Origin of the sequence: Amycolatopsis ponsaeliensis (assembly GCF_030182635.1) — a bacterium.
Taxonomy (GTDB): domain Bacteria; phylum Actinomycetota; class Actinomycetes; order Mycobacteriales; family Pseudonocardiaceae; genus Amycolatopsis; species Amycolatopsis ponsaeliensis.
Window position 1 is genome coordinate 164,911 of the sequence record NZ_JAPZLD010000013.1, and the last position, 25,178, is coordinate 190,088.

At 66.5% G+C, this 25,178-nt stretch carries 12 protein-coding genes and 1 pseudogene; 8 read left to right on the forward strand and 5 right to left on the reverse strand.

Annotated features, from left to right (window positions below; all coding sequences use genetic code 11):
• Positions 1-107: 107 nt before the first annotated feature.
• Positions 108-1,301 carry a serine/threonine-protein kinase gene (locus QQ657_RS21055; RefSeq protein WP_284743902.1) on the forward strand — a complete coding sequence of 398 codons (1,194 nt, stop codon included), beginning with the start codon at positions 108-110 and terminating at the stop codon, positions 1,299-1,301.
• A gap of 757 nt (positions 1,302-2,058) precedes the next feature.
• Here QQ657_RS21055 and QQ657_RS21060 read toward each other — a convergent pair.
• Positions 2,059-5,907, reverse strand: a complete 3,849-nt coding sequence (locus QQ657_RS21060) for a CHAT domain-containing tetratricopeptide repeat protein (protein ID WP_284743903.1) — start codon at positions 5,905-5,907, stop codon at positions 2,059-2,061.
• A 153-nt stretch (positions 5,908-6,060) separates the two neighbouring features.
• Here QQ657_RS21060 and QQ657_RS21065 point away from each other — a divergent pair, with 153 nt between their 5' ends.
• The 3 genes and pseudogenes from QQ657_RS21065 (at position 6,061) to QQ657_RS21075 (ending at position 9,188) form a co-directional block, all read left to right on the forward strand.
• Positions 6,061-6,429: a hypothetical protein gene (locus QQ657_RS21065; RefSeq protein ID WP_284743904.1), complete on the forward strand. Its 369-nt coding sequence runs from the start codon at positions 6,061-6,063 to the stop codon at positions 6,427-6,429.
• Positions 6,430-6,437: 8 nt separating this feature from the next.
• Positions 6,438-7,373, forward strand: coding sequence for a hypothetical protein (locus tag QQ657_RS21070; RefSeq protein ID WP_284743905.1), 936 nt, complete (start codon positions 6,438-6,440; stop codon positions 7,371-7,373).
• Between the two features lie 520 nt (positions 7,374-7,893).
• Positions 7,894-9,188 (forward strand): annotated as a pseudogene (locus tag QQ657_RS21075) (IS256 family transposase).
• 170 nt (positions 9,189-9,358) lie between these two features.
• Here the strand turns inward: QQ657_RS21075 and QQ657_RS21080 are convergent.
• From QQ657_RS21080 to QQ657_RS21095, 4 genes are all read right to left on the reverse strand, one after another.
• Positions 9,359-12,001 carry a hypothetical protein gene (locus QQ657_RS21080; protein WP_284743906.1) on the reverse strand — a complete coding sequence of 881 codons (2,643 nt, stop codon included), beginning with the start codon at positions 11,999-12,001 and terminating at the stop codon, positions 9,359-9,361.
• 100 nt (positions 12,002-12,101) lie between these two features.
• Complete coding sequence (locus QQ657_RS21085) at positions 12,102-15,275, reverse strand: tubulin-like doman-containing protein (protein ID WP_284743907.1); 3,174 nt, start codon at positions 15,273-15,275, stop codon at positions 12,102-12,104.
• Between the two features lie 24 nt (positions 15,276-15,299).
• Complete coding sequence (locus tag QQ657_RS21090) at positions 15,300-17,672, reverse strand: vWA domain-containing protein (RefSeq protein ID WP_284743908.1); 2,373 nt, start codon at positions 17,670-17,672, stop codon at positions 15,300-15,302.
• Positions 17,669-18,052 carry a hypothetical protein gene (locus QQ657_RS21095; protein ID WP_284743909.1) on the reverse strand — a complete coding sequence of 128 codons (384 nt, stop codon included), beginning with the start codon at positions 18,050-18,052 and terminating at the stop codon, positions 17,669-17,671. Before QQ657_RS21095 ends, QQ657_RS21090 begins: the two co-directional genes overlap by 4 nt.
• On the opposite strand from QQ657_RS21095, the gene QQ657_RS21100 reads away from it, so the two are divergent.
• From QQ657_RS21100 to QQ657_RS21115, 4 genes are all read left to right on the forward strand, one after another.
• Positions 18,042-21,641: an AAA family ATPase gene (locus QQ657_RS21100; protein ID WP_284743910.1), complete on the forward strand. Its 3,600-nt coding sequence runs from the start codon at positions 18,042-18,044 to the stop codon at positions 21,639-21,641. The two genes, QQ657_RS21095 and QQ657_RS21100, sit on opposite strands and share 11 nt — an antisense overlap.
• Entirely contained in the window at positions 21,641-22,459 is an 819-nt protein-coding gene (locus QQ657_RS21105; RefSeq protein ID WP_284743911.1) for a lipase family protein, read from the forward strand. Before QQ657_RS21100 ends, QQ657_RS21105 begins: the two co-directional genes overlap by 1 nt.
• Positions 22,460-23,231: 772 nt before the next feature.
• Positions 23,232-23,429: a hypothetical protein gene (locus QQ657_RS21110; RefSeq protein WP_284743912.1), complete on the forward strand. Its 198-nt coding sequence runs from the start codon at positions 23,232-23,234 to the stop codon at positions 23,427-23,429.
• Positions 23,430-23,722: 293 nt separating this feature from the next.
• Positions 23,723-25,168, forward strand: a complete 1,446-nt coding sequence (locus QQ657_RS21115; RefSeq protein WP_284743913.1) for a translation initiation factor IF-2 N-terminal domain-containing protein — start codon at positions 23,723-23,725, stop codon at positions 25,166-25,168.
• The last annotated feature ends 10 nt before the right edge of the window (positions 25,169-25,178 follow it).

Below are 25,178 nucleotides of genomic sequence, written 5' to 3' on the forward strand. Positions count from 1 at the left end.
CCCGTTTCCCCTCCCGTTTCGAAATCGCGGCCGCGGCGAATCTTAATCGCGGGAAGAACCGCGAGGCGGCGTGGGGTCGCAATATCCGGTGGGTTAGCCTTCGCGCCGTGACGAGCACGACGGACGGAACCGGTGCCGCGCTGATGCCCGGCGCGGTTCTCGGTCAGCGGTTCCAGGTGGAGCGGCCGGCGGGCGAAGGCGGAATGGGGTTGGCCTTCCTCGCGCTCGACCTCGAGTCCCGCAAGCGGGTGATCGTCAAGGTCCCGCAGCTGCCGGTGACGGCCGAGCTGGACCCCGAGGCCCGGCGCCGGGTCATGGGGAGGTTCGCCCGGGAGGGGCGGCTCCTGGGCAAGCTCGAGCATCGGAACATCCCCGCGGTGGTCTGCGTGGGGGAGCACGGTTCCGTCCCGTACCTGGTGATGACCTACATCTACGGATCGAAGCTGGGCCAGTACCGCCAGGCCATCGTGCCCCGTCCGGCCGAGTTCGCGGCGATCGGCACGTCCGTGGCGGACGCGCTGTCGGCCTGTCACGCTGAAGAAGTCGTGCACCGCGACCTCAAACCCGACAACCTGCTGGTCGGCGAGAACGGCGCGGTCTACGTGATTGACTTCGGGATCGCGCTGCCGCGGAACACGGACACCTCGCGGTACACGAGGAGCTTCGTCGGGACCGACGCCTACGCGGCGCCGGAGCGGTTCCGGGGTGGTGAGCTGGTCACGCAGTCGGACCTGTACAGCCTGGGGTGCGTGTTCTACTACTTGCTTGCCGACCGGCCTCCGTTCGTCGCAGATGGTGGAAAAACATTGGAGAAGCAGCACCTGGAGGACCGGCCGGAGCCGCCGTCGCGGTTCGCTGCCGGCGTCCTTCCGGAGTTCGAGGAGCTCACCCTCGCGTTGCTGGAGAAGAACGTCGAGGACCGGCCGGGTATCGAGGAGCTGCGTGCGGTCTTGCGACCGCACCTTCCGGTGCTCGGTGCGCCCGAGCCCAATCCTGTGTCCCGGCCCGACGTGACGATCCCGTACCGCACCCCGGCCGCCGTCGGCCCGCCGGAAGCGCCTGCCCGGGTCCGTCCGGCTTCCGTACGGCCGTTCCGGGCCCGGCGGCGACGCGACTTCCTGACCGAAGCCGACATCACGGAAACCCTGCGGCTGGCCGCCGCCGAGCACGACAAGGGCAATGGCGAAGCCGCGGCCCGTACCTTGACCGACTTGCGCCACCGGGCGATCGAGACCTTCGGGGCGGGCAACCCCAAGCTGGAGCCGATCGAACAAGCCTGGGCGCGGATCGAGCACCGCTGAAGCGGGCGGACGGCGGCATCCGCGGACCACCATCTCGTCGATCACGGCTAATCGACGCGCTAACCATCCGGTTCGAGCACTTTCACGATCGGAACGACCTGACCGACGCACTCGGCATCGGCGACGCGGCTGTCTGCGAATCCCAAGACACAGCGGTCCCTGACGTGAGCCGTCAGATCACTCTGCCCTCTCGTCTTACGGTCCGCCTTCGTGTGCTGCGCGAGGATCAACTGGTTCCGTGCGACTTCGAACTGAGCGGTGTGCTGCCGGGCGACAAGTTCTGCCGGGCCAGTTAACGTAATCACTGTAATCGGCGCTTTCGGTAGGCGTCGCCAATGCGAGGAAGCTGCCCGGTCGAACTCCGGCACCAGTTCGCGCTCGTCGTCGAGCAGTATACTGCGCTGATGGAGCTGCGACCATTACACGACAGCCCAGGTGACGCTGCCACGCAGTAACACTGCCTGGCGGTCCAACCGGCCATAAGCCATAGACTTCGATGCCCAATTTCTTGCAGTTATCTCTAGCGTAAAAGTCGGGAACCTCTGCATACTGACTCTTACGCATGACGTGGCGAAGCTGCCTTCGATGAGGCTTTGGGCGTAACGTGAGTCGCGATTGTCGAAGTGCCCATGCCGCGAGATGGACGTCAGGTCCATGAGCAGACCGGCACCTATCCCCGCCCTGGAAACGTCACATTCGCTGGGACGGGCCTCTTGCTCAACTTGCAACACGTCCCGCCGAGGCTGCCCGGCCTCGATCACGCTCCGGCATGAAGATAGGAGGCCCACAGAAAAGGAAGGGGAAGGTTGTCCCGGGCCGCGCGGACGGCGGCGTGCAGGGCATGGGCGGAGCGGTTCACGGACAGCGTTCCGTCAGCGGTGCGGAGATTCGTGTAGAAGCTGTCGGCGACACGGACGGCGGTCTCGTCGTCGATTTCCCACAGTGTGCCGACGACGTGGGGAAAACCGGCGAGCTGGAACGCGGAGGTGAGATGGATGGCCTCGTCGATGACGGCGTAGGTCGTGTGTGAGGCCGTCTGGCAAGCTGACAGGTAGGCCAGTTGAGCTTGATCGAGCCGGACAGAGGCGAGGCTCGCGATGGTGAGTGGCTCGGTCACATGATCGTGGAGCAGCAAATGGCTCTCGGAGGGGTTGGTGCGGTCGCTGTAGCCGTGGCAAGCGAAGTGCGCGATCGGGCAGTTCGGTAGATTCGCGAGTACGTTGGCCTTCGTGGGTACGGAGTCGAGCTCGCCGGGAACGTCGGGCTCGATGAGCAGGACAGGTTGGGGTAGCCGGGCTTCGAGCATCGCGACCTCCGTTGCGACATGGTGCAGCCGCCCCTGATCGGCGATCCCGGGTGTGGTGGGCATCGCGACGATCAGTGCCCGGTCCGGCTCGCCCGCCTGGCGTGCGCGTTGTCGGGCGTGCCGCAGCGCACGAATCGTCGGAGTGTACGAGGAGACGACCCGGTCGATGACCGTGCGACGGGCCGGGTCATCAGGCGGGTCAGCGTGGTGACCGGCGGCATGGAGCGGCAGCAGGCCCAGCAGACCCCCGGGTACCCACCACAGTCGAGGCCAGTCACGGATCTGTGTGCCAGGTGCGGGTTGACGGTGAAGGCCGAGGGCGTTCAGGACCGGTTCTGCGGCAGCGTCCCACAGCCAGGTCAGGACGGTGTTCAACGTGGAGTGAGCTTCTCGGCGTACCAGGCCTGCAGTCGGGTCGGGGTCGGTGGCAGCCGCCAGCGCTTGATAGAAGACGTTGATCTGATCGATGACCAGCCCGTGGTCGAGTCCGGGCAACCGCAACGAGGTGATCCCGGAGTCGGTGAGCAGCAAGGCGTCGCTGCGGTGCTTGCTGACGTTGAACACGACGATCGGACCGTCCGCGGCCTCGGCGAGAAGCTCGTCCGCCGTGGGAGGCAGTGCGAAGGACTCCAACCCGTCCAACGCGCGGATCTCCCGTAGCGTTGCCGTGAACCGGTCGGCGATCCGATGTCGGTCCTGGACGGTGTGAGAGACCGAGCTGCTCGCCGGCGTGGCGGTGTCCGCCGGTTGGTCGAGAAGATCACGGAGTTCGGCGAACTGTGCCGCCAGGTCCGGACGTCGGGTCTCCAGTTCGCTCAGGTCACTTCTGGTGTCCAAAGCCTGATTGAGCAGGACCGTCCTGCCAGCCTCCAACAAGCGCAGAGCTCTGGTCGCTCGGAGGTGATCGTCACCCTGATCGTCGGTGAGTGCGAAGGCCGCCGCGTCGCCGGCCAGTCCGACATATCCGCCGAGCGCGTGCTGCTGGTCAGCGAGGTCGAGCCGGCGCGGAGCCACCTCTGGTAGGAGCCGTACCGCCGCTTCCAGCAGGTCCGCCGAGCGACTCGGCTCAGTCGGGCCGGTGAGCGATGCCGCGGCCTGAGCAGCTTCCACCCGGCTCGACGCGGCGACGGACTCCGAAGCAAGGACCTGACCGTAGGCGGACAACGCGTCGTCGAGGTCTGCGTGTTTCGCGGTGGATTCGAACCGGGTACGGAGCAGCGTGGCCAGGTTGCGCGAAGCCGTCGACCAACTGGGATGGTCGGCGGGGCTGGCGGCGAACGCGGCGCGGCCGAACTCGATCGCGTTGTTCAGGTCCTCCAGCGTGCCGGAACGCTCGTACATTGAAAGCAGTACGGCACCGAGATTGGCCATGATCGGTGCCCGCGTGACGCCGTCGGCGGGGCTGGCGTCAAGTGCGGCCTGTAGGTGTGTGAGAGCCTCGTCCTCGTCTTCCCTGGCGTCGGTGATGCAGGACCGGTTCCACAACGCACCTCCGAGATTGTTCAGGAACATGGATCGAAGACGGTGATCATCCGGGATCGCTCCGAGTCCAGCGAGCAGGCTGTCGATCGCTTCGTCCAGATCCGTGCGTGCGCCGGTTTCGTCGACCCGGCTCCGGAGTGCAGCTGCCAAGTTGAGCACGCGGAGCGGTCGGTCCACGTTGCCCTCGGGGGTGGCCTCAACCGCGGCGCGGCCGAAGTCGACGGCCTTGTCCAGGTCTGAGCGGGCTCCGGTCCGAAGGAACCGACTCCGCAGCGCGTTTCCGAGATTGGAAAGGTGTTTAGCGTGATCGGTGTGATCGCTGTGTTCGGTGACCACAGTGATGTACAGATCGATGGCCAGGTCGAGGCTCGTGAGATCTCCAGTATGCTCATACCGGGAATACAGCGCGTTTCCCAGGAGGTTGCTGGCGTGCGTCCGAGCTTGATCAGCGTGTGCGTCGTCGATCGCCGCTCGGCAGGCATCGATCGATTCGTTCAGATCCGCCTCGTTCCGGTTGTGCTCGAATCGGGTGTGGAGCGCGCTGCTCAAACTGATGAGTGCGGCGGTCTTGTCCGCCTCCTCGTGACTCCGCGCGAGCGCCGTACGGCACGCGTCGACCATCTCGTCGATATCCGCGAGTGTGCCGAAACGCTCGAAACGCCTTTCCAGTAGGAGGACCAGATCTAGCAGTCGTGACGGACGGCGATCATCGCTTTTCGTTTCCCTGCTGACGATGCGCGCGGCCTCGATGGCTTCATCCACATCGACACGAAGGTGGTTGCGGTCGTATCGCATCTTCAGGATGCCACTCAACGTGTACAGGCGTTCGATGCGTACGTCGTGTGTGACCGGCGTCGCCGCCACGGCCATCCGCATGACGTCGATGGCTTCGTCGAGATCGGCCGGCGACCCGGTCGCGTTGAGTCGCGCGATGAGGCCGCTCGCGAGGTTGCCGATATTGGCGGCACGGTTGCTCCGATCGTCATGGTGAGCGATCTCGACCGCGGCCCTCCGGTAATCGACGGACCGGTCGATGTCGTGAAGGTCGCCCTCTCGCGCGAACTGGATTTCCAGTGCGTTTCCAAGGTTGGTCAAGCACCTCGCTCGGGTCGTGCCATCAATGGACTCGACATTCAGGCACTTCGTCAGAATGCCCAGTGCTTCGTCCAGATCCGCCTGCCGGGCGCTCTGGTCGACGCGAGTCAGCAAGGCCGCGCCGAGGTTGTTCAGGTACAGTGCCCAATCGGCATCCGAGGGTGATGCGGCACTGATCGTCGACCGCCGTATCCTGATCGTCTCATCCAGGTCCGCGGGTTCTCCAGTGTAATTGTAATGCAGGAGTAGGACGTACCCCAGGAATGAAAGGTAGCGTGCCAGTCGGCCATGATCGGGTGGCGTGTTGGCCACGATGCGCTGCCACAGACCTACGACGATGGAAACGAATTCTGGATCGGCGAGGCTGTCTTCTTCTGCGGCCATGTATTCCGCTGTTTCCGCTGCTCGGTGCGCGATGTTCGGCAGGAGCGCGTCGGGAAGGTCGTCGATTCCGATGATGAAGCCGGTCCTGAGCATGTCGACCGCGATATCGACCGCGGCGCGGCTTTCGGGTTCCGGTAGCGCTAGGGAACGATAGTAGTAGAACCACCCCAGTGCTTGTCGGACTGGAATACTCCACTCTTCGACGGCCTCGTCCGACACGAAGCTCGCGAGTCGTTCCGCGTTCGCCAGTAAGTCTGGATCACGTGCGTGAGTCGTATTTCCGGTGCTTTCGATCGTCTGCAGGCCGTTCAGGACCGCCTGCATCAGTTCATCCTGCACTTGACCCCCTGTCTCCCTCCTGGCAAGGAACGCGAACAGTGCGGTGGCAAAGCGTTAGTGTATGTCTTCCGTTCTCGCGCCTTGTAACGTTTCGAGTACCATGCGGGAGATGGTGAGGCTGTGAGGCTGTGGGGCTGCGTGGAGGCTTGGCGAGTGAATGACATCCGGCAGATGGACGCGGTGGCATACGTGTGCCGTAACGAGGAGCATATTCGGGCCGGCCTGGTGGCGGACGGGGCGGATACCGCCGCCCTGGACGCGGTGCTGACGTGTCTGCGCGACGGTGGTGATCTGACGGCCGCACTCGACGCGCTGCACGCCACGCTCCGGGAATGCGGTGACACGCTGGGGATTCTCGGTCATCGGTTGCGGCAGGTGCTGCCAGGGGTGGGTGATGGGCCTGTCGAGATCGTCTACCTGTGTCCTCGCGGCTGGTGTTCCGGTCGCCGGCGGCCGCGGCCTGACGAGTTCCCTCTGCGGTGCGCGATTACCGGCGAAGGCCTGCGGCGCGAAAAACTATGACTGGGTTCTTGAGCGAGCTCGGTAAGAAGCTGGCCGAGCGTTGGCTGACGTTGTTGGTGTTGCCCGGCGCGCTTTGGGTGGTTTTCGCGGCAGCGGCGGTGATGCTCGGTCACCGGCGCCCTTTCGACGTCGGGGCCCTGATCACCCACGCTGCCGAGTGGACGCGGACGACGAACGAACGCGTCGTCATTCTGTTGGTGGCGTTGTCGGCGACCGCGGCGATAGCGGGGTTGGCGGCACAGGCGTTGGGGTCCGCGGCCGAGCGCGTGACGCTCGCCGCGAACTGGCGCATGTGGCGGTTGCCGTGGTGTTGGCTGGCGAATGCCCTAGTTCTGCGGCGAGAGGCGATGTGGACCAAGGCACACGTCGAGTATTACCGGCTCAGCGAACTGGCCTATCGCGCCCTTGTTGACGGTGGGCGGATGAATCCGGGACAGCGACTTCGCGCCTATCAACGCAGAGCACGCATCGCGCCGGAACGTCCCGATCGCCCGACGTGGTGCGGTGACCGCCTGAACGCCGCGGCCGTGCGTGTGGATCGTGACCTGCGGGTCGACCTCGCCACGGTGTGGCCAAGCCTGTGGCTATTGCTGAGTCAGGAGGTCAGGGACGAACTGGCTGCGCGGCGCCAAGGCCTCACCCGTGGGGCGACGTTGATCGGCTGGGCGATCGTGTATGTGCCGTTGGCCGCGTGGTGGTGGCCCGCCATTCTGATCTCGGCTGGCTGCGTTGTAGCGGGCCGTTATCGGATGCGCGCGGCTTCGGACACATACGGTGAGCTGGTCGAGGCAGTAGTCCGGACCTACGTCGGTGATTTGACGACCAAGCTCGGCGTGCCGAACGGCGACGCTCTGACCGCACTGCTGCACACAGAGCCACCGGCGCCTGATCCCTCCGCACAGCCTCGCAGGTCAACCCCCGGCGTAGCGGAGCCCGATGCCTGACGGGCCTCGCCGGGTCGACGCAGATGGGAACCTCAGAACATCATGGGGTCAGAGGGCAGAGCGACTGCAGAAGGCTCACCTCCATCTCTCACGCCGGTCGGCCTGCCCACTTCATCGAGCTAGCCACCATCGAAGTCCTAACCTCCGTGCTGCGTGAGCTGGGCGACCTCGAGACCCGCCTCGCGGTACGGGCCCAACTGATCAACCGCCCCCTGAGCACCGGATCATTCCCGGATCATTCCCGGGCAAGTCTCGAATACGCAGGCGACCACAACGAGAGCGCGGCAGGCACCTAGCAATGAACGCAAGGGCCGGATCTACTCCGGCGCAGGCCACGTCCACAGCAACGCCAAGAGCAACTCGATCCACACGGCTTGGAAACCGCCCTGAAGAACCTTGCCGCCGCACTCGACGACCCCCACTCCACTGATCAACTACCAGCGGCGAGGGACTGTTCCAAGATCGGTGTTTCCGGCCCGACACGCCGGGCTGAGGTCCGGCGGGATGGGCACTGTGAGTGATGACATCTGAGGCTGTGAGTCCACGCAAGAGGGAACCCAAGCCGGCTCGGGAGCTGTCACCGGAGCAGGCCGCCGCGGCGGCGATGGTGGCCGATGCGAAAGCCCGAGGGCTGGCGTTGACCGGCCCGGACGGCTTGCTGAAGCTGTTCACCAAGAACGTGCTGGAACGGCGCTGAACGAGGAGATCACCGAACACCTCGGGCATGAGAAGCACCAGGCGGAGCCCGGTCGTGAGTCGGCGAATGTACGGAACGGCACCCGACCGAAACGGGTGATCTCGGACGCCGCCGGCGAGGTCGATATCATCGTGCCGGGGGACCGGGAGAGTACGTTCGAGCCGCAGATCGTGAAGAAGTGGCAACGTCGGCTCACCGAGGTCGACGAGATCGTGTTGTCGTTGTATGCGAAAGGAATGACGACCGGGGACATCTTCGCGCATTTCGCTGAGATCTACGGATCCTCGGTCAGCAAGGAAACGATCTCGCGGATCACCGACAAAGTCGTCGCCGAGATGCAGGACTGGGCCAACCGGCCGCTCGATGCGGTGTACGTGGCTGTGTTCATCGACGCGATCCACGTCAAGGTCCGTGACGGGCAGGTCGCCAACCGGCCTGTCTACGCCGCCATCGGCGTCACCATCGACGGCCACAAGGACGTTCTGGGGCTGTGGATGGGCACCGGCGGTGAGGGCGCGAAGTTCTGGATGAGCGTGTTGATCGACCTGAAGAACCGCGGCGTCACCGACGTGTTCTTCCTCGTCTGCGACGGCCTCAAAGGTCTGCCTGAGGTCGTGACGAACGTGTGGCCGCGGGCCATTGTGCAGACCTGCATCGTTCACCTGATCCGGAACACATTCAGGCTGGCGTCGAGGCGTGACTGGGATGCGGTGAAGCGAGACATCAAACCCATCTACGCGGCGCCCAATCCCGAGGCTGCACTGGCTGCGCTTGAGGATCTGGACGAGAAATGGGGTGCGAAATACGGGGCCATGATTCGGCTGTGGCGTAACGCCTGGGAGGAATTTGTTCCGTTCCTTGACTATGACGTCGAGATCAGGGGCATGATCTGCTCGACGAACGCGATCGAATCGTTGAACGCCCGCTACCGGCGGGCGATTCGCGCACGTGGGCACTTCCCGACGGAGCAGGCTGCGATGAAGTGTCTGTATCTTGTGACTCGTAGCCTGGACCCGACCGGGACGGGCCGCGCTCGGTGGACGATGCGGTGGAAGCCTGTGATCAACGCGTTCGCTATCACGTTCGGTGACCGCTGGCCGACCGCCGAGACCTACTGATCAACAACGCCGGAAACACCGATCACGGGACAGACCCTCCGGAGACGTCGCAATGGGTGTGTGTGCGGGCCGCTCGAGACCACGATCCAGTTGGCCAGGTAGCTGGTCGAGCGTCGCGTGATGGTGGCGGGCGGACGCATGGCTGCCTCACCACCATCAGCCAAGAGCGGTCATTCGTCCTCGGCCAGGAAGTCCAGGCTCTTCTCGTCGCAGTTGTCAGTGATGTCGAGCCTGATCAGGGTGAAGTAGAGCAAGACGTTGTCCTCCCGCCGTTGTAGTCTGGTGTGGACGATCACGGACGGGATTGACGGTGGTTCGACGCCGCTGTCCTCCACGCCGAGGACGGAGCCCCAGAGGTGCACCTGCGCTACTCGGCCACTTCCGTCTACTTTGCCCTGGCTGCTCAGGAGTGTGGGTACCAGCGGGGTGGTGGCCATCGCGTCGATCGGGACTGGGAGCACTGCTGAGAAGAACTCGGCTGCTCCTACTTCCTTGGTGCCGAGGTCGATGCGGGAGAGCAGGTGGGAGGGCGGCTCCGTGCGCAGGTTTTCCTTTATCCTCGCCACGATGTGGCTGTAGGTCGCTTGGGGAGCCGTGTCGCCGCGTACACCGCGGAGCAAGCGGTCCCGTGCGTGCGCCGGGCCGGCCTGGTGCCCTGCGTCGCCGTCGGTGATCCGATCGTCCTCGGCGTCCGAGTCGACGAGGTCTTCCACTCGGGTGGGGCCGGGGGAGTAGTCGGGGTCGACCCAGGCCCGCCCGTCCACGTCGGGGTCGTCGCGGTCGGTGATCACCGCGGACAGCGCTACGTCGTAGAGCCGGGACAGCCAGCCATTGGTGAACAGCGTGCGAGCCACAGTCGAGGCGAGCCGCGCCATCTGCTGGCCGGAGGGTGGTTCGAGCAGGCCTGTCTGGAAAGCGTGGGGTTTGACGAGGCCTCCGATGCTGGCGACGCCCCCGGGCTCTCTGCTCTCACCGAACGGTTCGTACAGCATCCAGCCCAGGATCTCGCCCCAGTCGAGCAGGATCTCGTACAGTGCCCCGAGGCGCTGTCCCTCGGTCGGCCACTCCTCCACTGCGGCTATCGTCGCCCTCCTGCGGTGCTCGATCACGTCGAGTTCGTGTTCGATCGCGCTGGCGCGCAGCGCAAACCACAGGAAAACGCCGAAGATGAAGGCCGCTCCCAGCGCCGTGAACAGTGCGCCGGCCAGCACCACCCTCCCGCTCAGCCCGTCGAGCGGCAGCAGGACCGCCCCGAGTACCACGAGAACCACCAGGCCCGCCCAGCCCAGTGCGAACGGTCTGAGGAGCTTACCGGCCTTGTCCCGGAGGGTTTCCAGTTCGCGAACCGCCTTGCCCCGCTCCTCTTCTTCCCTCGCGTAGTCGCGCCGGCGCCGGCCGAGAGCGTTGCTCGCTTTGTCCATCTCCTCGTTGAGGTGAATACCGATCTTGCCGAAGACCGAACTGGCGCTCGCCTGCTCCTTCGCCCAAGCCGTGACCTTCTCCCGGCACGACAGCAGGATCTCCAGGTTCTCCCTGATCTTCGCGCGCTGCTCGGAACTCGCGTGCGCGTAGCTGCCTTTCAACGTCTCGGTCGCGCGGGCGAGCCGGGCGGTGAATCGGTTGACGGCGTTGGAATCGCCTGGACGGATGTTGTGGTGGGGCAGTTTCGCGTTCTTGAGGATGTCCTGCTCGGCGACGGTCAACTGGAACGGGGCTCTCGGATCAGGGGTGATCCGGGCGGGGTCGGAGACCCGCGGTTTGGTGGTTCCCCACTGCTCCTGCATCTCGGGCGGCAACGGTCCGCCGTCCATGAGTGCGAACGTCATCTGCCGCAACGGATGCCAAAGTTGTGGGTAGGGCGGTGCCACGCGGGGCATTTCGGTCGGCGCCCGCAGGGCGATCTCGATGATCTCGCTGGTGGTGGGGCGCTCGAGAGGAAAGGGGTCCTCCTCGTCCCTGGTGACGCGGAAGAGCCACGCCTTCATCGACTCCGGCAGCTGCTGGGCCAGGTCCCGCTTCCAGTCCAGCGGACGTCCCCAGAGGAACCGGTAGAAGCGGACGGCCATCTCCCAGGTGGTTCTGACGACTCGTTGCCGCATCGGAGCGATCGGCTTCTGCTTGTCCTTGTAGTACAGAACGCCGTCCTCGATGGGGAGGAACGCCTCCACGACCTTCGTGACCACGGCGTCATCGCTGATGGGACGCTCGTCGCCGAGGAACTCGCGCAGGCCTGAGACCCCGCCGTTCAGCATGCGCTGGATGAGGCTGTCCGGGATGCCGCTCGCGTCGACCACGCGGGCGTAGGGGCGGGCCAGGACGGTGGTGCCTCGTGCACCGGCGTCCTCCCGCAGTTGGTCGAACGCCGTGTTCTCGCTGTCGTGCCACAACCCGGCAACGGTCGCGCACGCGAGGGCCGCGTGCGCGAAGAAGTGTTCCTGCGTGTCGATCTGGAGGTCGGCGGCGCCCTCTCTCGCGCGGTCCTCCGTGGACACCACGATGTTCAGGTTGCACACGGCGTCGAGCAGACCTTTGGCGTCGATCCGTTCTCCGCTGGGGACGATGACGTTGAGCCGCAGGACTCTTGTGGTGGTGGGCAGCAGGCCGACCAGCTTGTCACCGAACTGCCACAGGCGTTCGGCGAGTTCCTCGTCGGCCGAAGCGGACCAGATCACGCTCAACGCGACCAGCCGGACCGTTCTGATCTCGGCCTGGCCGAAGACGTCGCCCAAGGTTCTTGCCGTGGCACCGGCGGGGCTCATCGAAAGCACTGGCAGTGCCATGACGGTGCCGGACCGGCTGTCCAGGTCGCCCACGTCGATCCACGTCGACTCCTTCAGCAGACCGAATTCCGCCCACGTCCGAAGGTGGTCCCGGACCTGGGTGGAGCCGGTGGCGATGATGGTGAAGTCGGTTTCACTCATCCGACCCGGCCTCGTCCAGCAGGCTCCGCAGCGCGGTCTTGATGTCCTCGCGCAGTTCCCAGGCCCGGCTGGTGCCCTCTGCCGGGCTCGGCGGGAACGCCATCGTCGCGCGGTTGTACCACGACAGCAGCGCTCGGAGCCTGCCCTCGTTGCCCGGTGCCGCGAGGTCCTCGCGGCGAAGGTCGTTCAGCCTCTGTAGGTCCTGGTACGACCTGGTGGCTTCGCCCTCCTTGTCGGGGTTCTCCACCAGCAGAAGCGGAAGCGACTCGATGATCGCCGCCACGCCGTCGAACACGTCGCCTGGCAGCGGTGGGGCGCCCATCAGGGAGAAGATCAGGTGAGTCCCGTCCGCAAGGGTGACGAGCAGTTCCCTGCCTCCCCCGACCAGGTCGAACCCGCCTTCGCTCATCGCGAGGAACCAACCGCGCGTGAGGCGCACCCGGGCCTCGGGATACAGTGGAACCGACCTGGCGAGGGAGCGGGACCGGCGCCACTGGTTGAAGGCCGATCGGCCGTCGACGTCCGCACGCTGCTCGGTCCAGTTGCGCCGGATCGGCTCGGTCAGCGAGTGGAACGCCATCGGGTGGCAGGGCTGGCTGAGGAAGCTCGTGAACTCGATCTCGTTGCGCGCCAGCGGGTTGAAGTGCTTCTCCGCGAGATCGACGGACATGCCGACCAGACCGGTCAGCAACGCGAACGTCTCCGCTCCGGCCTTCGACTCCTTGTTCAACGGGATCTCGCTGATCACCCGCTCGAAGCCGACGCCCCGGGTCAGGTTGTTGAGCTTGTAAGTGCGGTCCAGCCGCACCAGGGGCGCGCTCGCGTCCACCGCCGCGCGGAACAGGCCGAGGAACCGGTTGATCCTGGCTCCCTCGCGATCGGTCGGGTGTTCACCTCCCAACGCGTTCGCCAGGGTCTGCTGAAGATACGGCTCGAAGGAGTGATTCTGGTTCATCCAGGCCGTTGTGTGCTTCACCAGGAGATCCGCGTCGAAAGCGCCGGAGAACGTGGCGGCGCGTTCTCGGACCGGCCGCTGTTCCCAGTCCGTGGCCATCACCGGTTCCCACGAGGTGGTCTCCGCGATCAGTTCGGGAACGCCGGCCTCCTGCCGCCAGCCGGTGCGCAGAATCCCCGTGACGGCGGCGTCGAGCGCGTCGCCCGCGTTGGTCACTCCGCGGCTGGCGCCGATCAGGAGTTCACTGAGCACCGCGGGGAAGTCGTCCACTCCGTCCACCAGGAACTGCGTCCGTCCGGGCCGCATGGAGACGGGAACCGGGAACTCCGGACCCTCCGGCCACGAGTGTATCTTCGACGCACGACCGTCCTGAGTGAGGCTTGCCTGCGTGCGCAACGTGTGGAGTCCACTGGACAACGTGTCGAGCAGCGGCTTGACCACCGAGGAGCAGAAGTCGGCGAGCAACGCCGCGATGCGCCGACGGACCACGGCGTCGAACCCCCGGCCCAGCAGGGCTTCCGCGCCGTTCTCCAACGCCTGCCGGACGGCGACCGAGTCCACCGGGTGCTCCTCGGGGCGTCTGCGGATTCGCCGCCTGGGCTCCTCCCCGAGAGCACGGTGGATCTCCTCGGCGTAGGTCGCGGCTATCTCCTCGTCCTTGCGCCCCATCGCTGCGACGGTGCCGACGATCTCCCCGGACAGCTGGTCGTGCAGCCACCGGATGAGTTTCTCCGTGACGACGAGGCCGTACGCGGCGACGTATTCGCTGGTCGTCTCGAGCAACCGGGGGGACGCAGCCTTCGCCCAGACCCGGAAGCGCTCGATCAGGAGCTTCTCCTGATCGGTTTCGTGGTCCGAGTTGAACTCCGTGACCGTGACCGGGATGACCTTCCGCCAGGCCGACAGCGTGCGGTCCTTTCCGGACAGCTTTTCGCGTATCACGGTGACCGCGGCATCGACGACAGCCTCCCGGGTGGGATGCAGGGCGGCGAAGAGGGCGTGGGCCAGGTTCTGGTGGTCCTGGACGTCCAGCACGGCCTTGACATAGGCGGGCCAGCGGAGTCGTCCGGTGTCGTCGGCATTGGTGTTCGCGGCCACTTCCGAGCCTGCCAGCAGCCGGTCGGCGACGGCCCGTGACAAGCACTGGGAACCGTACTGCGCGAAGACGTCGCGGCCGAGACTGAGCGACGCGTGGCCCAGTGCGGAGAAGGGCAGTTCGACGGGGCCGGCGGAAAGGCCGAGCGGGTCGCTCATCCGCGCGTTGTTCTGCCAGTTCCCGGTGACGTAGGACTTGAACCGCTGCTGGACCGTCAGGCTGGTCGCCCAGCTCGCCACCGTTCGGCCGACCACGGCGAACACATCGTCTTGTGTGGACAGTTGAAGCTGGTCGTTGCCGGTGCCGACGATGAAAGAGTGCTCGGGTCCGCTGCGCCGCTGCTTCGCGACGTCGATCCCGGCGGCGAGGTGCAGGGGGTCGGGGTTCTCGTTTCCGATCCAGTACCCTGCGAGCAGTTCGGACACGGCGTGCAACGCGTTCGCGTGCACGCCCTTACGCTCGCCCGGCTTGAGGTGGTCGAAGACGTCCGGCGCGTACAGGATCGTGACCGGGTTGTCCGTCCAGGTACCGTCGATTCCGCGCAACAGGTCGCAGACGTCGAGGAAGATTCCTGAGCCGGTGCCACCGGCGAGGGACGAGAACACCACCGCGGTGGGCGTCTCCGGGTCGCCTTCCGCCGAGCCGGTCAGTCTCTTCGTCACCTGACGCAGGCCTTCCAGGGCCACGCCCTGCTCCAGGGCTCGCGCTGACGCCCGCAGCACGCCACCGATGTGGTCGAGCTTCTGCAGGCCGACCGCGCGCCCGATCGCCCGGTACTGGCCCGCACCCTCCTCGATCGGGATCGCCACCCGAGTGCGGTCCGGCCGCCACCCGGTCATGTGGGGTTCCGTCTCCGGCCACCTGGTGCGGATGGACTGCACGACCATCGAGTAGTTCACCCCGCGCGGTGCCAGACCGATGTAGGTGATTCCGTCGTCCAGCGGCAACTTGTCCCGGTGCTCGCGAGTCGCCCGCGTGTCGATGTGGACGAACTGCCAGCCCGAAGGCATCGGGACGCCGACCTGGTCCAGCCGGGTCTTGAGTTCGCGGTGCAGGTGCCGAAGGGTGTCGCCGCCGGAGCCGCCGACCCCGACGAACAAAAACGGGTGGAACACGGGTTTCTCCTCAGGTTGCCGGGATCAGTTCGGGGAGTCGGTCGACTCGGGGGTGGGGAACCGATCGAGGGCCTCGGTGATGGAGGCGCGCAGTGCTGCACGCCGCTCGGCCGTCAACGTCCGGCTCTCACTGGTGAAGATCACGATCTGGGCGCGGAAGCCACCGTCGTCGGTCGAGCCGAGATGACGGGCGACGACGAGTCCGTCCAAGCGGTCCGGTTCGAGAGAGGCGTAGATCCGCGCATCCGGTCCGTGCTCCGGGGTCGTCACCTGGTCGCCGTCCGCGGTGATGCGCAGCGCTGGGGCGGAGAGCGGCGAACGTCGCAGCACCACGGACCTGAACCTGATTCGGCCGAGGGACAGCTTCCTGGGTGTATCGGGCACGGCCTGGGTGTCGCGCCAGGCCGGCCAGCCGGTGTCCGCACCGACAGTCCGGTAGCGGGGCGCGCCTCCGGACGGGGCCACCACGACCTCCGTGGTGGCCCAGCGCAGATATGTCGTGTCGACCTTGGCGTTCATGTAGTAGTTCAGCCGCCGGGCCGACACCCACGGGACGATGAGGCCGAGGCCGATCGCGAAGAGGACCGCGCCGATGAGGTCTTCGGCGGGGACACCGGCGACCATCGGCGCAGTGATCGCGAGACTCACCGGAAGCTCGGGACCCCCTTCCTCCGAGACGGTCATGGCGAGCTCGCCCTTGGCCGTGCCGTCCCACCCTTTCTCCGGCGCCAGCCGCACCCATACCGTCTGGCTGGTGTTCGCCGCGACCGGCAGGCAGCCGGTGACCGGCTGGTCGTCCCGGCCCAGGACCCGCGTGTCGACCTTCACCGCCCTCACGTTGATGCGGACGCCGTCGAACCGGACGCAGCCCGCGCGTTCGGTCGCGGTGATCGTGACGGGAGCGCGGGCGGGCTCCCTGCCGTTGATCACGCCGAAGACGAGTTCCTTCGGCGTGACGTCCAGAAGCGTTCGCACGGGTAGCCGCCGGATGAGAGGACCGGGGCTGATGTCGGTTCCGCCGCTGGTCTTCAGCCGGAGTTCGACCTCGACGTCGACCGACGTCCCGTGCCAGGACGCGGGGGCGGCGAACTCGACGGTCGCGCGGGTCGAGTCGCCCGGTGCGGGTGTCACCGAGGCGGGAAGGCGTTCGGTGCCGTCGGTGAAGAAGACGGTGAACCGCGGTTCGAGGGAGCCGGCGGGTCGCAGTGCCGACGCGCCGGCGACGCCGAGGTCCATCCGCCACGGCTTGCCGCGCTGCAGGTCCGGCTCACCGACGATCGCCGGCCGCAGGTCCGCCAGCAGGAACACTCGAGCATCGAGCGTGGTGGCGCCGCCGTCGGTGGTGAGAGACCAAGTTCCCGCCCACTGTCCCACCGCCGTCTCAGGCAGCGCGGCGGTCAGCCCGATCACGTTGTCGTCCAGCCACCGCGTGGTCAGCCGGGTGCCCGCGACGGCCAGCGTCCGGCCGGGTGGGACCAGCGGGACCGCCTGGGCCCGCGGAGGTCGCAACATCAGCCCTGCACCGGTTTTCCCCAGCCGTACGATCGCGGTGAACGTGGTCATCGTCGGTTCGAGGGTGAACTCACAATCGCGCTCCGTCCGGCACAGTTTCGGTGGCGTGCCCACCGGCACGAGCTTGACGAGCTCTTGGACCAGGTCGTCGTTCTGGGCGATCGGTACGTAGGCGCCACTGGGTGACGGCGTTTCGCCGCAACCGGGGTCGATGCCCGCCATGCGTCGCAACAGGGCCTGGTCCGGTTTGCGTTCCCCCGAGGTCAGCGCGCCGACGGCCAGGGTGATGTCGCTGGCGCGGAGCTGGTCGACGGGCCCACCCGGCGCGCAGAGAGCCGCTTCGGCCGCCTTGTCGTCGGTCCCGACCGCGTCGAACTCGCCGTCGGTGAACAGCAGGACCGCCTTGCACAGCGGGGCTCCGTTCACCTCGGCGGTCCGCTGGGCGAACACCTCCCGGGCACGGTTCATCACCAGGGTGAAGTCGGTGGCCTTGCCGTCCCGCCCGTGGTCCTTGTTGTCGTAGGCGTCGAAATCGGCCAGCACCGAGTCCTGCTGGGCCGGCAGCGATCGCCAGGGAGCGGTCTCGAACGTGTCGGCGAACGCCGCGACAGCCATGTCCACCCGGACTGGTTCGTCGCCCGCCAGCCGGCGTCCCAGCACCGAGGACACCTCGAACGCGACAGCCTTGGCGGCCGAGATCCGCTCGAACGACTTGTCGGTTTCGTCCAGGCTTTCGGACCGGTCGAGCACGAGCAAAATGCTGAAGGTGTGGTGTTCGCGGACACAGCCGCCCAGCTGGCGCAGGTCGGGTTGGGACCGGGCCGCGGCCGGGAAGAGTCCGATGAGGACCAGGACCAGCCCGAGGAGTGCGCACAGGCGGCTCATGCGAGCCACCACCGGGCGGCCAGGAAGGCGTGGATCGGGCCGAGCAGCCACCCGGTCAGCGTCATCATCACCATCCGCGTCTTGGCGCCGCCTTTCAGCCGGTAATTCGCGTGCCTGCGCAGTGCGCGGTCGTTGAGGCGGAAAAGGGCGAACAGCAACCCGGGCACGAGCGACGACAGAACCCAGCCGATCGTGTTGGCCCACCCCAGCACGGACCCCTGGTCGGTGCCGCTCCAGAACCATGCGGACACCGGCTCGTACCGCATGAGCAGCAGGCAGGTGGACAGCGCCGCACAACCGGCCGCGGACCAGAACGGCCAGCGCAAGTAGATCGGTGCCTCTTCGTCGTCGAAACGGGCATTTTCCAGCTTGGCGCGCACCGTCCTCATCCTCTCGAAAAATGGACAGAAAATGGTCAATCCGTGCTTGGCTGCCGCGTGGTCCCGTGATCTTCCGGCGGCGAGTCTCATGTCGGATTCGCAAAGATCCGGGAAAGTGTTACTCGTTGAACCGTTCGGGTGCTCCATCGGTGACCTTGTAACGCGGAGGAGCCGGTCGGAGATTCAACGGCACGTTCCCCGACTCTCCGATCGAGGCGTCACCACGATGCGCACAGCCCTCAGACGAGTTGCACTGGTATTTCGGGTCACCGAATTCGGCGGCCCCCGGTTGACCGCCGACAACGAGCTCGACGTGATCCAGCCGCCTGCCGCCCTGCCGTTCCTGCACGAAGCGGAGGAGCTGCAGAAGGCGCTGTCCGCGAACGGTTTCGAAGTGTTGCCGACTGTCGGTGGGGTAGGTCCGACTGGTGTGGAGATGACGGACGCCATCAGGTCCGTTGTCCGGGAGTACGGTCCGGACGACCTCGTCGTCGTTCACGTGCTTTCCCACGGCAAGCTTTCCGAGCAGACGGTTTCACTGCAGGTCGCCGGTTCGGACGGACGATGGGAGGACGCCAATGTCGCGGACTGGATCCTTGATGCGGAGGAAAGGGCAGCGGGGCCGACCATCGTCTTCTTGCTCGACCTCTGCCACGGCGGCCGGGCTGTCGAATTCGAGAAGTTCGTCCGACTGGCCAATAAGCGCAAAGTATGGCTGCTGGCGGCTTCCGGGCCGGCGCAACTCGCTTTTTCCGCCAGGTTCACCCGCGCCGTGACGGCGGTCCTCTCCGCGTTGAACGGGGACGGCGAGCCGGTGCAGACGAAGAGCCGGTGGATCGGCTACAGCGACTTCACCGCAATGGTGCGAAAGCGGGTCAACCGGTTCGTCACCGAGGACACGGACGCCGATCCTCAGCGAGTCACAGCCTCGTGGTTCGAAGCGGGCACGGAAGCGGACCTGCCGCTGCTGTTCATCAACGGCGACGAGCCCGTCGCGCCGCTCCCCGTCCTGGAGTCGGCGAGCCCCCGGCCGTGGTGGGTCGAGATCCCGTTCGTCGGCCGCGCTCGAGAACTCGACCTGCTGGCCCAATGGCTCGTCGACGACGACAGTCCCGACGTCCTCGCCATCACCGGGGCTCCGGGCAGTGGCAAGTCGGCACTGCTGAACGCCTTCGCGCATGCCCTGCACCCCGACCTGCCCCCGGAATCCCGTCCCACGCTGCCCAGGGTCGACCTGGGTGACTACCAGGTGGTCCAGGTAGACGCTCGCCGCCGCGACCGCAACTACCTGCTCCTGGAGATCACGGCGACGCTGTTCGGCACCCGTGACAGCCTCGACCTGGCGGCACTGGCCACAGGCCTGGACCGGCTCAAACGGGTCGTACTGGTGGTGGACGGGGTGGAGGAAGCGCTGGCGGACGTGATGACGGATCTGCTGGTCCCGCTCTCGCGCACACCCGGCGTGAAGGTCGCGCTCGCGGTGCGGTCCGTTCCCGCGGTGCAGTGTGAAGTAGTGGATCTGGACAGCCCTTTGTTCTGGGCGCTCCGCGAGGACCTCCGCGTCTACGCGGAGAACCTGCTCGCCGCGGGCTGTCCGGAGGGTGGCCTCGCCGGAATCGGGGCCAAGGTCGCCAAAGGGCTCGCCGAGACGTTGGAGGTCGACGCCGGTTCACGCGTCCTGGGCGAATTCCTCATCGCGCGCAACTACGTGCGTCACGTTTTGAAGGGGCAGTTGCCGACCGCGGACACGGCCACCGCGGTGGGCGCGGACGTTCCGTCCACCGTGGCGGGATCGTTCGAACTGGACCCGGAGGTAGCTCCGTCGGCCGGCTGGGCCCGCGCGGTCCTCGCTACGCTGGCCCAGGCGCCCGCGTCCGGTCTCACCGGACTGGACCTCTGCGCACTGGCGCCGTTGTTCACCGACGACGACGGCCGTCTCACCGTGAGTGCCTTCAGCGGTCTGCTTCCCGCGCTGAGTCACTACCTGCGCATTTCGGGCGTGGAGACGACTGTGCGGTATCACCTGTTCGATGCCCGGTTGGAGGAGCATCTCCGACTTCGGCCCTATGGTCCGAACGACGACCGTCAGGTGGGCCCCGCCGAGCTTTTCTCAGCGCTCCTGCAGTCCGTCACCCGGAGCGGTCGGCGTGGCTGGGACCGCACGCCGGTCCACCAGCGGCACACCGCGCTGGAGTTCGCGGCGCGCGCCGACCGGCTCGACGAGCTTCTCGCCGATCCCGAGTACCTCTTCGGGGATGGCGGGCTCCGGGAGTGGATCCGCGAGCTCGCCCCGAGTCCGATCGTGAACGCGAGCGCCGCCGTGCTCGACGCAGGGACAGAGTCGGCGGCGGAACTGGCCCTGGTCGCCGCACGGGCCGGCTCACCGAAGCTCGCCTCGGCACTGGCGGGCACCAAGGGTCTCGTTCCTGCCTTCGCGGTCAGCACCGGTGCCGCCGCCAGGACCGAGACACCGGTGGTGAGACTCGGTGCCGACCGACGCGAGCTTCAGGTAGAACTCCCGGACCGCCGGACCGAGACGATCCGGTCACCGGCGACGTTCTCCGCCGCGACAGCGGGTTTCCTCACCGGTTCCCCCTTCGTGTTCGCCGGCCTGCGCAACGGGCAGCGGCAGCTGTGGATCCGGCAAAACTCCGGCTGGGACTTCGAGACGATCTCCGAGGACGGCAGCCGGGTCGTTGCCGCAGTGACGTTGGAGGACGAGGATGGTGAGCCTGTCGTCGTCGTGGAAACCCAGTCGGGAAGGCTCTCCTGGTGGAGCCCGGTGCAGCGGCGGCCGCGCGGTGTTCCCATCCAGCTGGGTGAACCTCTCAAGTCGTTGTCCCTTGCCCGTGACCAGTCGGGTGCACTGGTGGCGATCGCCGAGACGACCAGGGGAACTCACGGATTCGACGCGACCGGCAGCTCCGTCGCACCGGGTTCACAGTGGACGAAGATCCAGACCGGGGATGTGGCGTCTGTCGTCGCGCGGGCCACCCCAGGCGGTGTTCTTGTGGCGTACGGGAAGCCCGCGCGCATCACGTTGCTGAACGACTCCGACCGCACGGAGCTCGCCGAGCTGCCGGAGCATCTCGGTGCACCGAGTAGGACCGTTGCGACGGGCGAGTGGACCGCTTTCGTGATGGCCGAGGGCGAGCGGCTCCGTGCGGTGGACCCCATGACCGGGAAGGTCGTCGCCGACTCGGTGGTGGCCCGGGGCTGGTTCGCCGTGCCGTCCTCCTGCGGACCTCGCTCGGCGTGGGTTCCGCACGGCGATGGCGTGCTCACGGTGACCGGCCCGGACGCCGCGGTCACGTCGGCCACCACCGGACACAAGTGGAGTCACCGCGTGCACGACGGCGCCGTCACGGCCATCGCGGCCTGGACGTCGGGCGGCAAGCCCCGCGTGGCCTCGAGCACCGAGAACGGCGAGGTGCGCGTGTGGGACCCGATGACCGGGACGGTGCTGGCCTCGACGGAGGTGGATGACCCCGTGGTGGACCTCCACTCCCTGTGCGCGGCCGGCCAGCCCGACCGCCTGCTCGTCCGAACCACAACGGAAACCGTCATCTACACGGTAGGGGAGAACTGATGCTCCGCATCATCGGCGTGCACGGCGTCAACCAGTTCCACAGCGGTTGGGAACCGGACACGCGATCCGCACAGCTCGGCGAGATGTGGTCGGCCGCGCTCACCCGCAGCATGGCCGACGTGCCGTTCGAACTCACTGTTCCGTACTTCGCCCACCTGCTGAGGGGCTCGGCCAGCCAGAGCGGGGACAGTGATCCCGACAGCCTCGACGAAGAGGCCCTCGAGATGCTGGTCGCCTGGGACCTGGAGCTCAACGGCCCGGTGGGCGTCGACCAGGGCGATCTCACCCGGATCCCGCGGGACGTCGTGGGCCGGATGTCGGGCATGCCCTGGGGTGAGTTGCCGATCCAGCTGTTCATCCTCACCTTCCTGCGCGATGTCCAGCGCTACTTGGGCAAGCGCAACGGCGAACGCAGGATCGCGGCACGAGACCACGTGGCGGACAAGATCCGGAGCACCGGCGCGCACGTGGTCGTCGGACACTCGCTGGGCTCGGTGGTGGCGTACGAGGCGTTGAGCGCCCACCCCGATATCGAGGTGGACGTGCTGGTCACCATCGGTTCGCCGCTCGGCCTTCCCAAGGCCGTGTTCAACCGCCTGTCCCCCAAGCCCGTCACGCGGCCGGCGCCTCGTCCGCCCGGGGTTCGGAAGTGGGTCAACATCTCCGACGTCGGTGACCTGTGCGCAATACCCAAGGGGTTCGCGACCTCGTTCGCCGTGGACAGAGAGCACGAGACGGAGATCCACGCGTTCAGATACCACAGCGTCCTCGACTACCTGGCGCACGAGATGACCGGGAAAGCCGTGCGCGGCGATTGAGCTGTCGGTGCGGGCGGGAGTTCAGGAGTGCGTCACGGGTTCCGGACTCCGGGCTGACACCTTCAGAATATCCGCTGACTTGCTTCGCCTCACATGCGACTACGTATCGCGTTGACGAACGTTCCGGCGGTGGCCTGCTCCGAAGATAAGCGATGGGCCGCACGACGGAGCCGCCGTCGGAGGCCAGTGGCAGCGGCATTCCCTACTGGTGTTAGGTGGTCTCGGTATGCGCCCCCGCCCTGGCCGGGTCTCGGGGCACCCACCTGTGCGAGATCGTTCTGCGGAGGGCCGGACCTCGCGCGGGGGTACCAAAGGATGGGAACTGGCCTGACCATCGGTTTTATGTCGGCAGTCCCGTGTTGAGGTCATCGTTCGGCCTATCCGCGTCCGAGTAGTGGCCTGGGGAACAGGTCGCTCGGCCCTGTCCCAACCGCGGGCGTTCCCTTCTTCCAACCGAGCGACCGTGGGATTGGCTCAACCAGCCATGAAGGCGCGGAGCTGCGGGAGTGCCCTGCCGACGAGGTCGTGCGGGAGTCACTCGGGCTCTGCGGCGTACACCGCCGTCCACCGCTCCCGTTGCGGTCGCATCATCGCGCAACGCGACAACGACCGTCTCACGGTCGGTGTGTGCGCTGATGAGGCGTTGTAGCCACGTCCAGTTGCTGAGCGAGTCGTCTGGTTTCGGCCGTAGGATCTGTCGCGCCAAGCGCTACGGCGGGGCCGGACGAGAAGGTGGGACCGGCCAGGTGGCTGTCGCCGGCTAGGTCTTCGCGTGGAGTCGTCGGAGGCCGATGGCCCGACCGACTATGCCACTCGGATCAACTTGGAGATCTTGGCGCAGTTGCTGGCAATCCGTAGGCATGTGCTGGTGTTAGCCACTATCTTGGCGACGACGGCGATTCTTGGCCTGATCTTGTTCTTTGTGCTCCTTGGAAACCTGCCCGACAGTGTGCCGTCGCGCGGTTACTGAGGTGTCTCGACTGGCCGTCAGTCGGCGATCTCCTTGAGAGCTTCGATCTACCGGGCGATCTCGTGCTTGTCGATGACTCCGTCGTTCTCCGTCGAAACGAAGAGAGTGCCGCGAGCGCGATCACGGCCAGCCCGGACTCCCTCTGGTCGCTGGCGTAGTCGTCACCCTGCTGGCCATCGAGATCGTCGGTCCAGTCCTCCTGAGCGGCCATCACAGTCTGGCTAGGGCTGCGTCATTGCCGAGCACCGGGCACGAAAGGATTTCGCTGGCTCCGACTGCCAGACTGAGCAGCGGTGGTGCGAGGATCGGGTAGCGGAGACACGCCGCCCGTACCGGCAGGCGATTCGGGTGAACGCGGACTAATGTTGTCGCGAAAACCGACACGGTGGGGGAGCCGCAGAGTGCATGTTCGCGTCCATGAGCTGGCGAAATCGTTGGACATCACGTCCAGGCGTGTCCTGATGCGGCTGGCTGAGCTCGGCATTCCGGTGCGCAGCGCGTCGAGCCTCGTCGACGAAGCGGTGGCGACTCGGGTTAAGGAGTCGTTCGGTCAGTACGACGCCGCGATGGCGGCGGGGTCGACCACCCCGCGTCAATCGACGTGGAACGCTGGGGCGGTGCGGCCGTCGACGCATCCCGACACGCTGCGGAACCTGAAGCGCCTCAAGGAAGAGTTCCCCGTCGTCGAGGACCATCAGGCGATTCTGGGCCGCTTCGGATCACAGTTCGTCTACTCGCTCGTCGGCCGGGTGCCCAGGTTCGAGGACTGCGGGTTCGCGCTCGTGCGTTTCAGCGGCGCCATCGAGAACGCTTTCGGGCTGACGAGGGAGGTGTTCTTCTTCTACAGTCCGCACGAGGATCTGCAGATCAGGACGTTCCGGGCCGCGAAGAAGGCCTTGGTCGGGCTGCAGCGGGAAGTGACGCCCGACATGATGTTCCTCTGGGCGCCCGACCGGCGCCTGCGGGAGAAGCTCGACGACTGGTCCTCCGGGAACTTCCTGGCCGTTCCGCTCGTTCTGTCCGACGACGGTGACCCGATCGCGTTCATCAAGCTCCTGCGCGACTACGTCTTCTCCCGTGATCTGTTCTACGAAACGACGCCGGTCCAGGGCGACCGGTTCTTCGGCAGGCGGCGGCTGCTTCAAACCCTCCGCGACGACATCCGCAACCAGCGGGTCGCCGGCCTCTTCGGGCTGCGCAAGGCGGGGAAGACCAGTGTGCTGTCGGAGCTGAAGAAGAATCTGGCCGGACCCGAAACGATCTTCATTCTCCGCGACCTGGAGAGTCTTCCGTCTCCGCCCGACGACCCGGTGCCGATCCTGTTGCAGGACCTGATCGACGACCTGCTCGGCGAACTCAGGCAGCGAGAGCTGCCGACGAAGGCGCTGAAAGGGCTCGACGCGACTCCCGGGATCTCGGAGTTCAAGCGGGCGTTCCAAGCGACCCTGCGTGAGCTTGCCGACCGCGAGATCACGGTCGTCCTGATGCTCGACGAGATCGAATACCTGACGCCGTCGGACCGGATCGACGTCCACGAGGGCGAGATGACGTCGATCGCCCAGCTGCTCGGCGTCTTGCGAAGTCTCGTGCAGGAGAACGGCAACTTCACCTTTCTGCTGTCCGGGCTCACCAGCGCGATCATCGAGAGCGGACGGTTGTACGGGCGCCCGAACCCTTTGTTTCCTGGGCGAAGGCGAACTTTCTCGCTCCGTTCGAACGCCACGAAGCGGACGACCTAGCCCGTTCGGT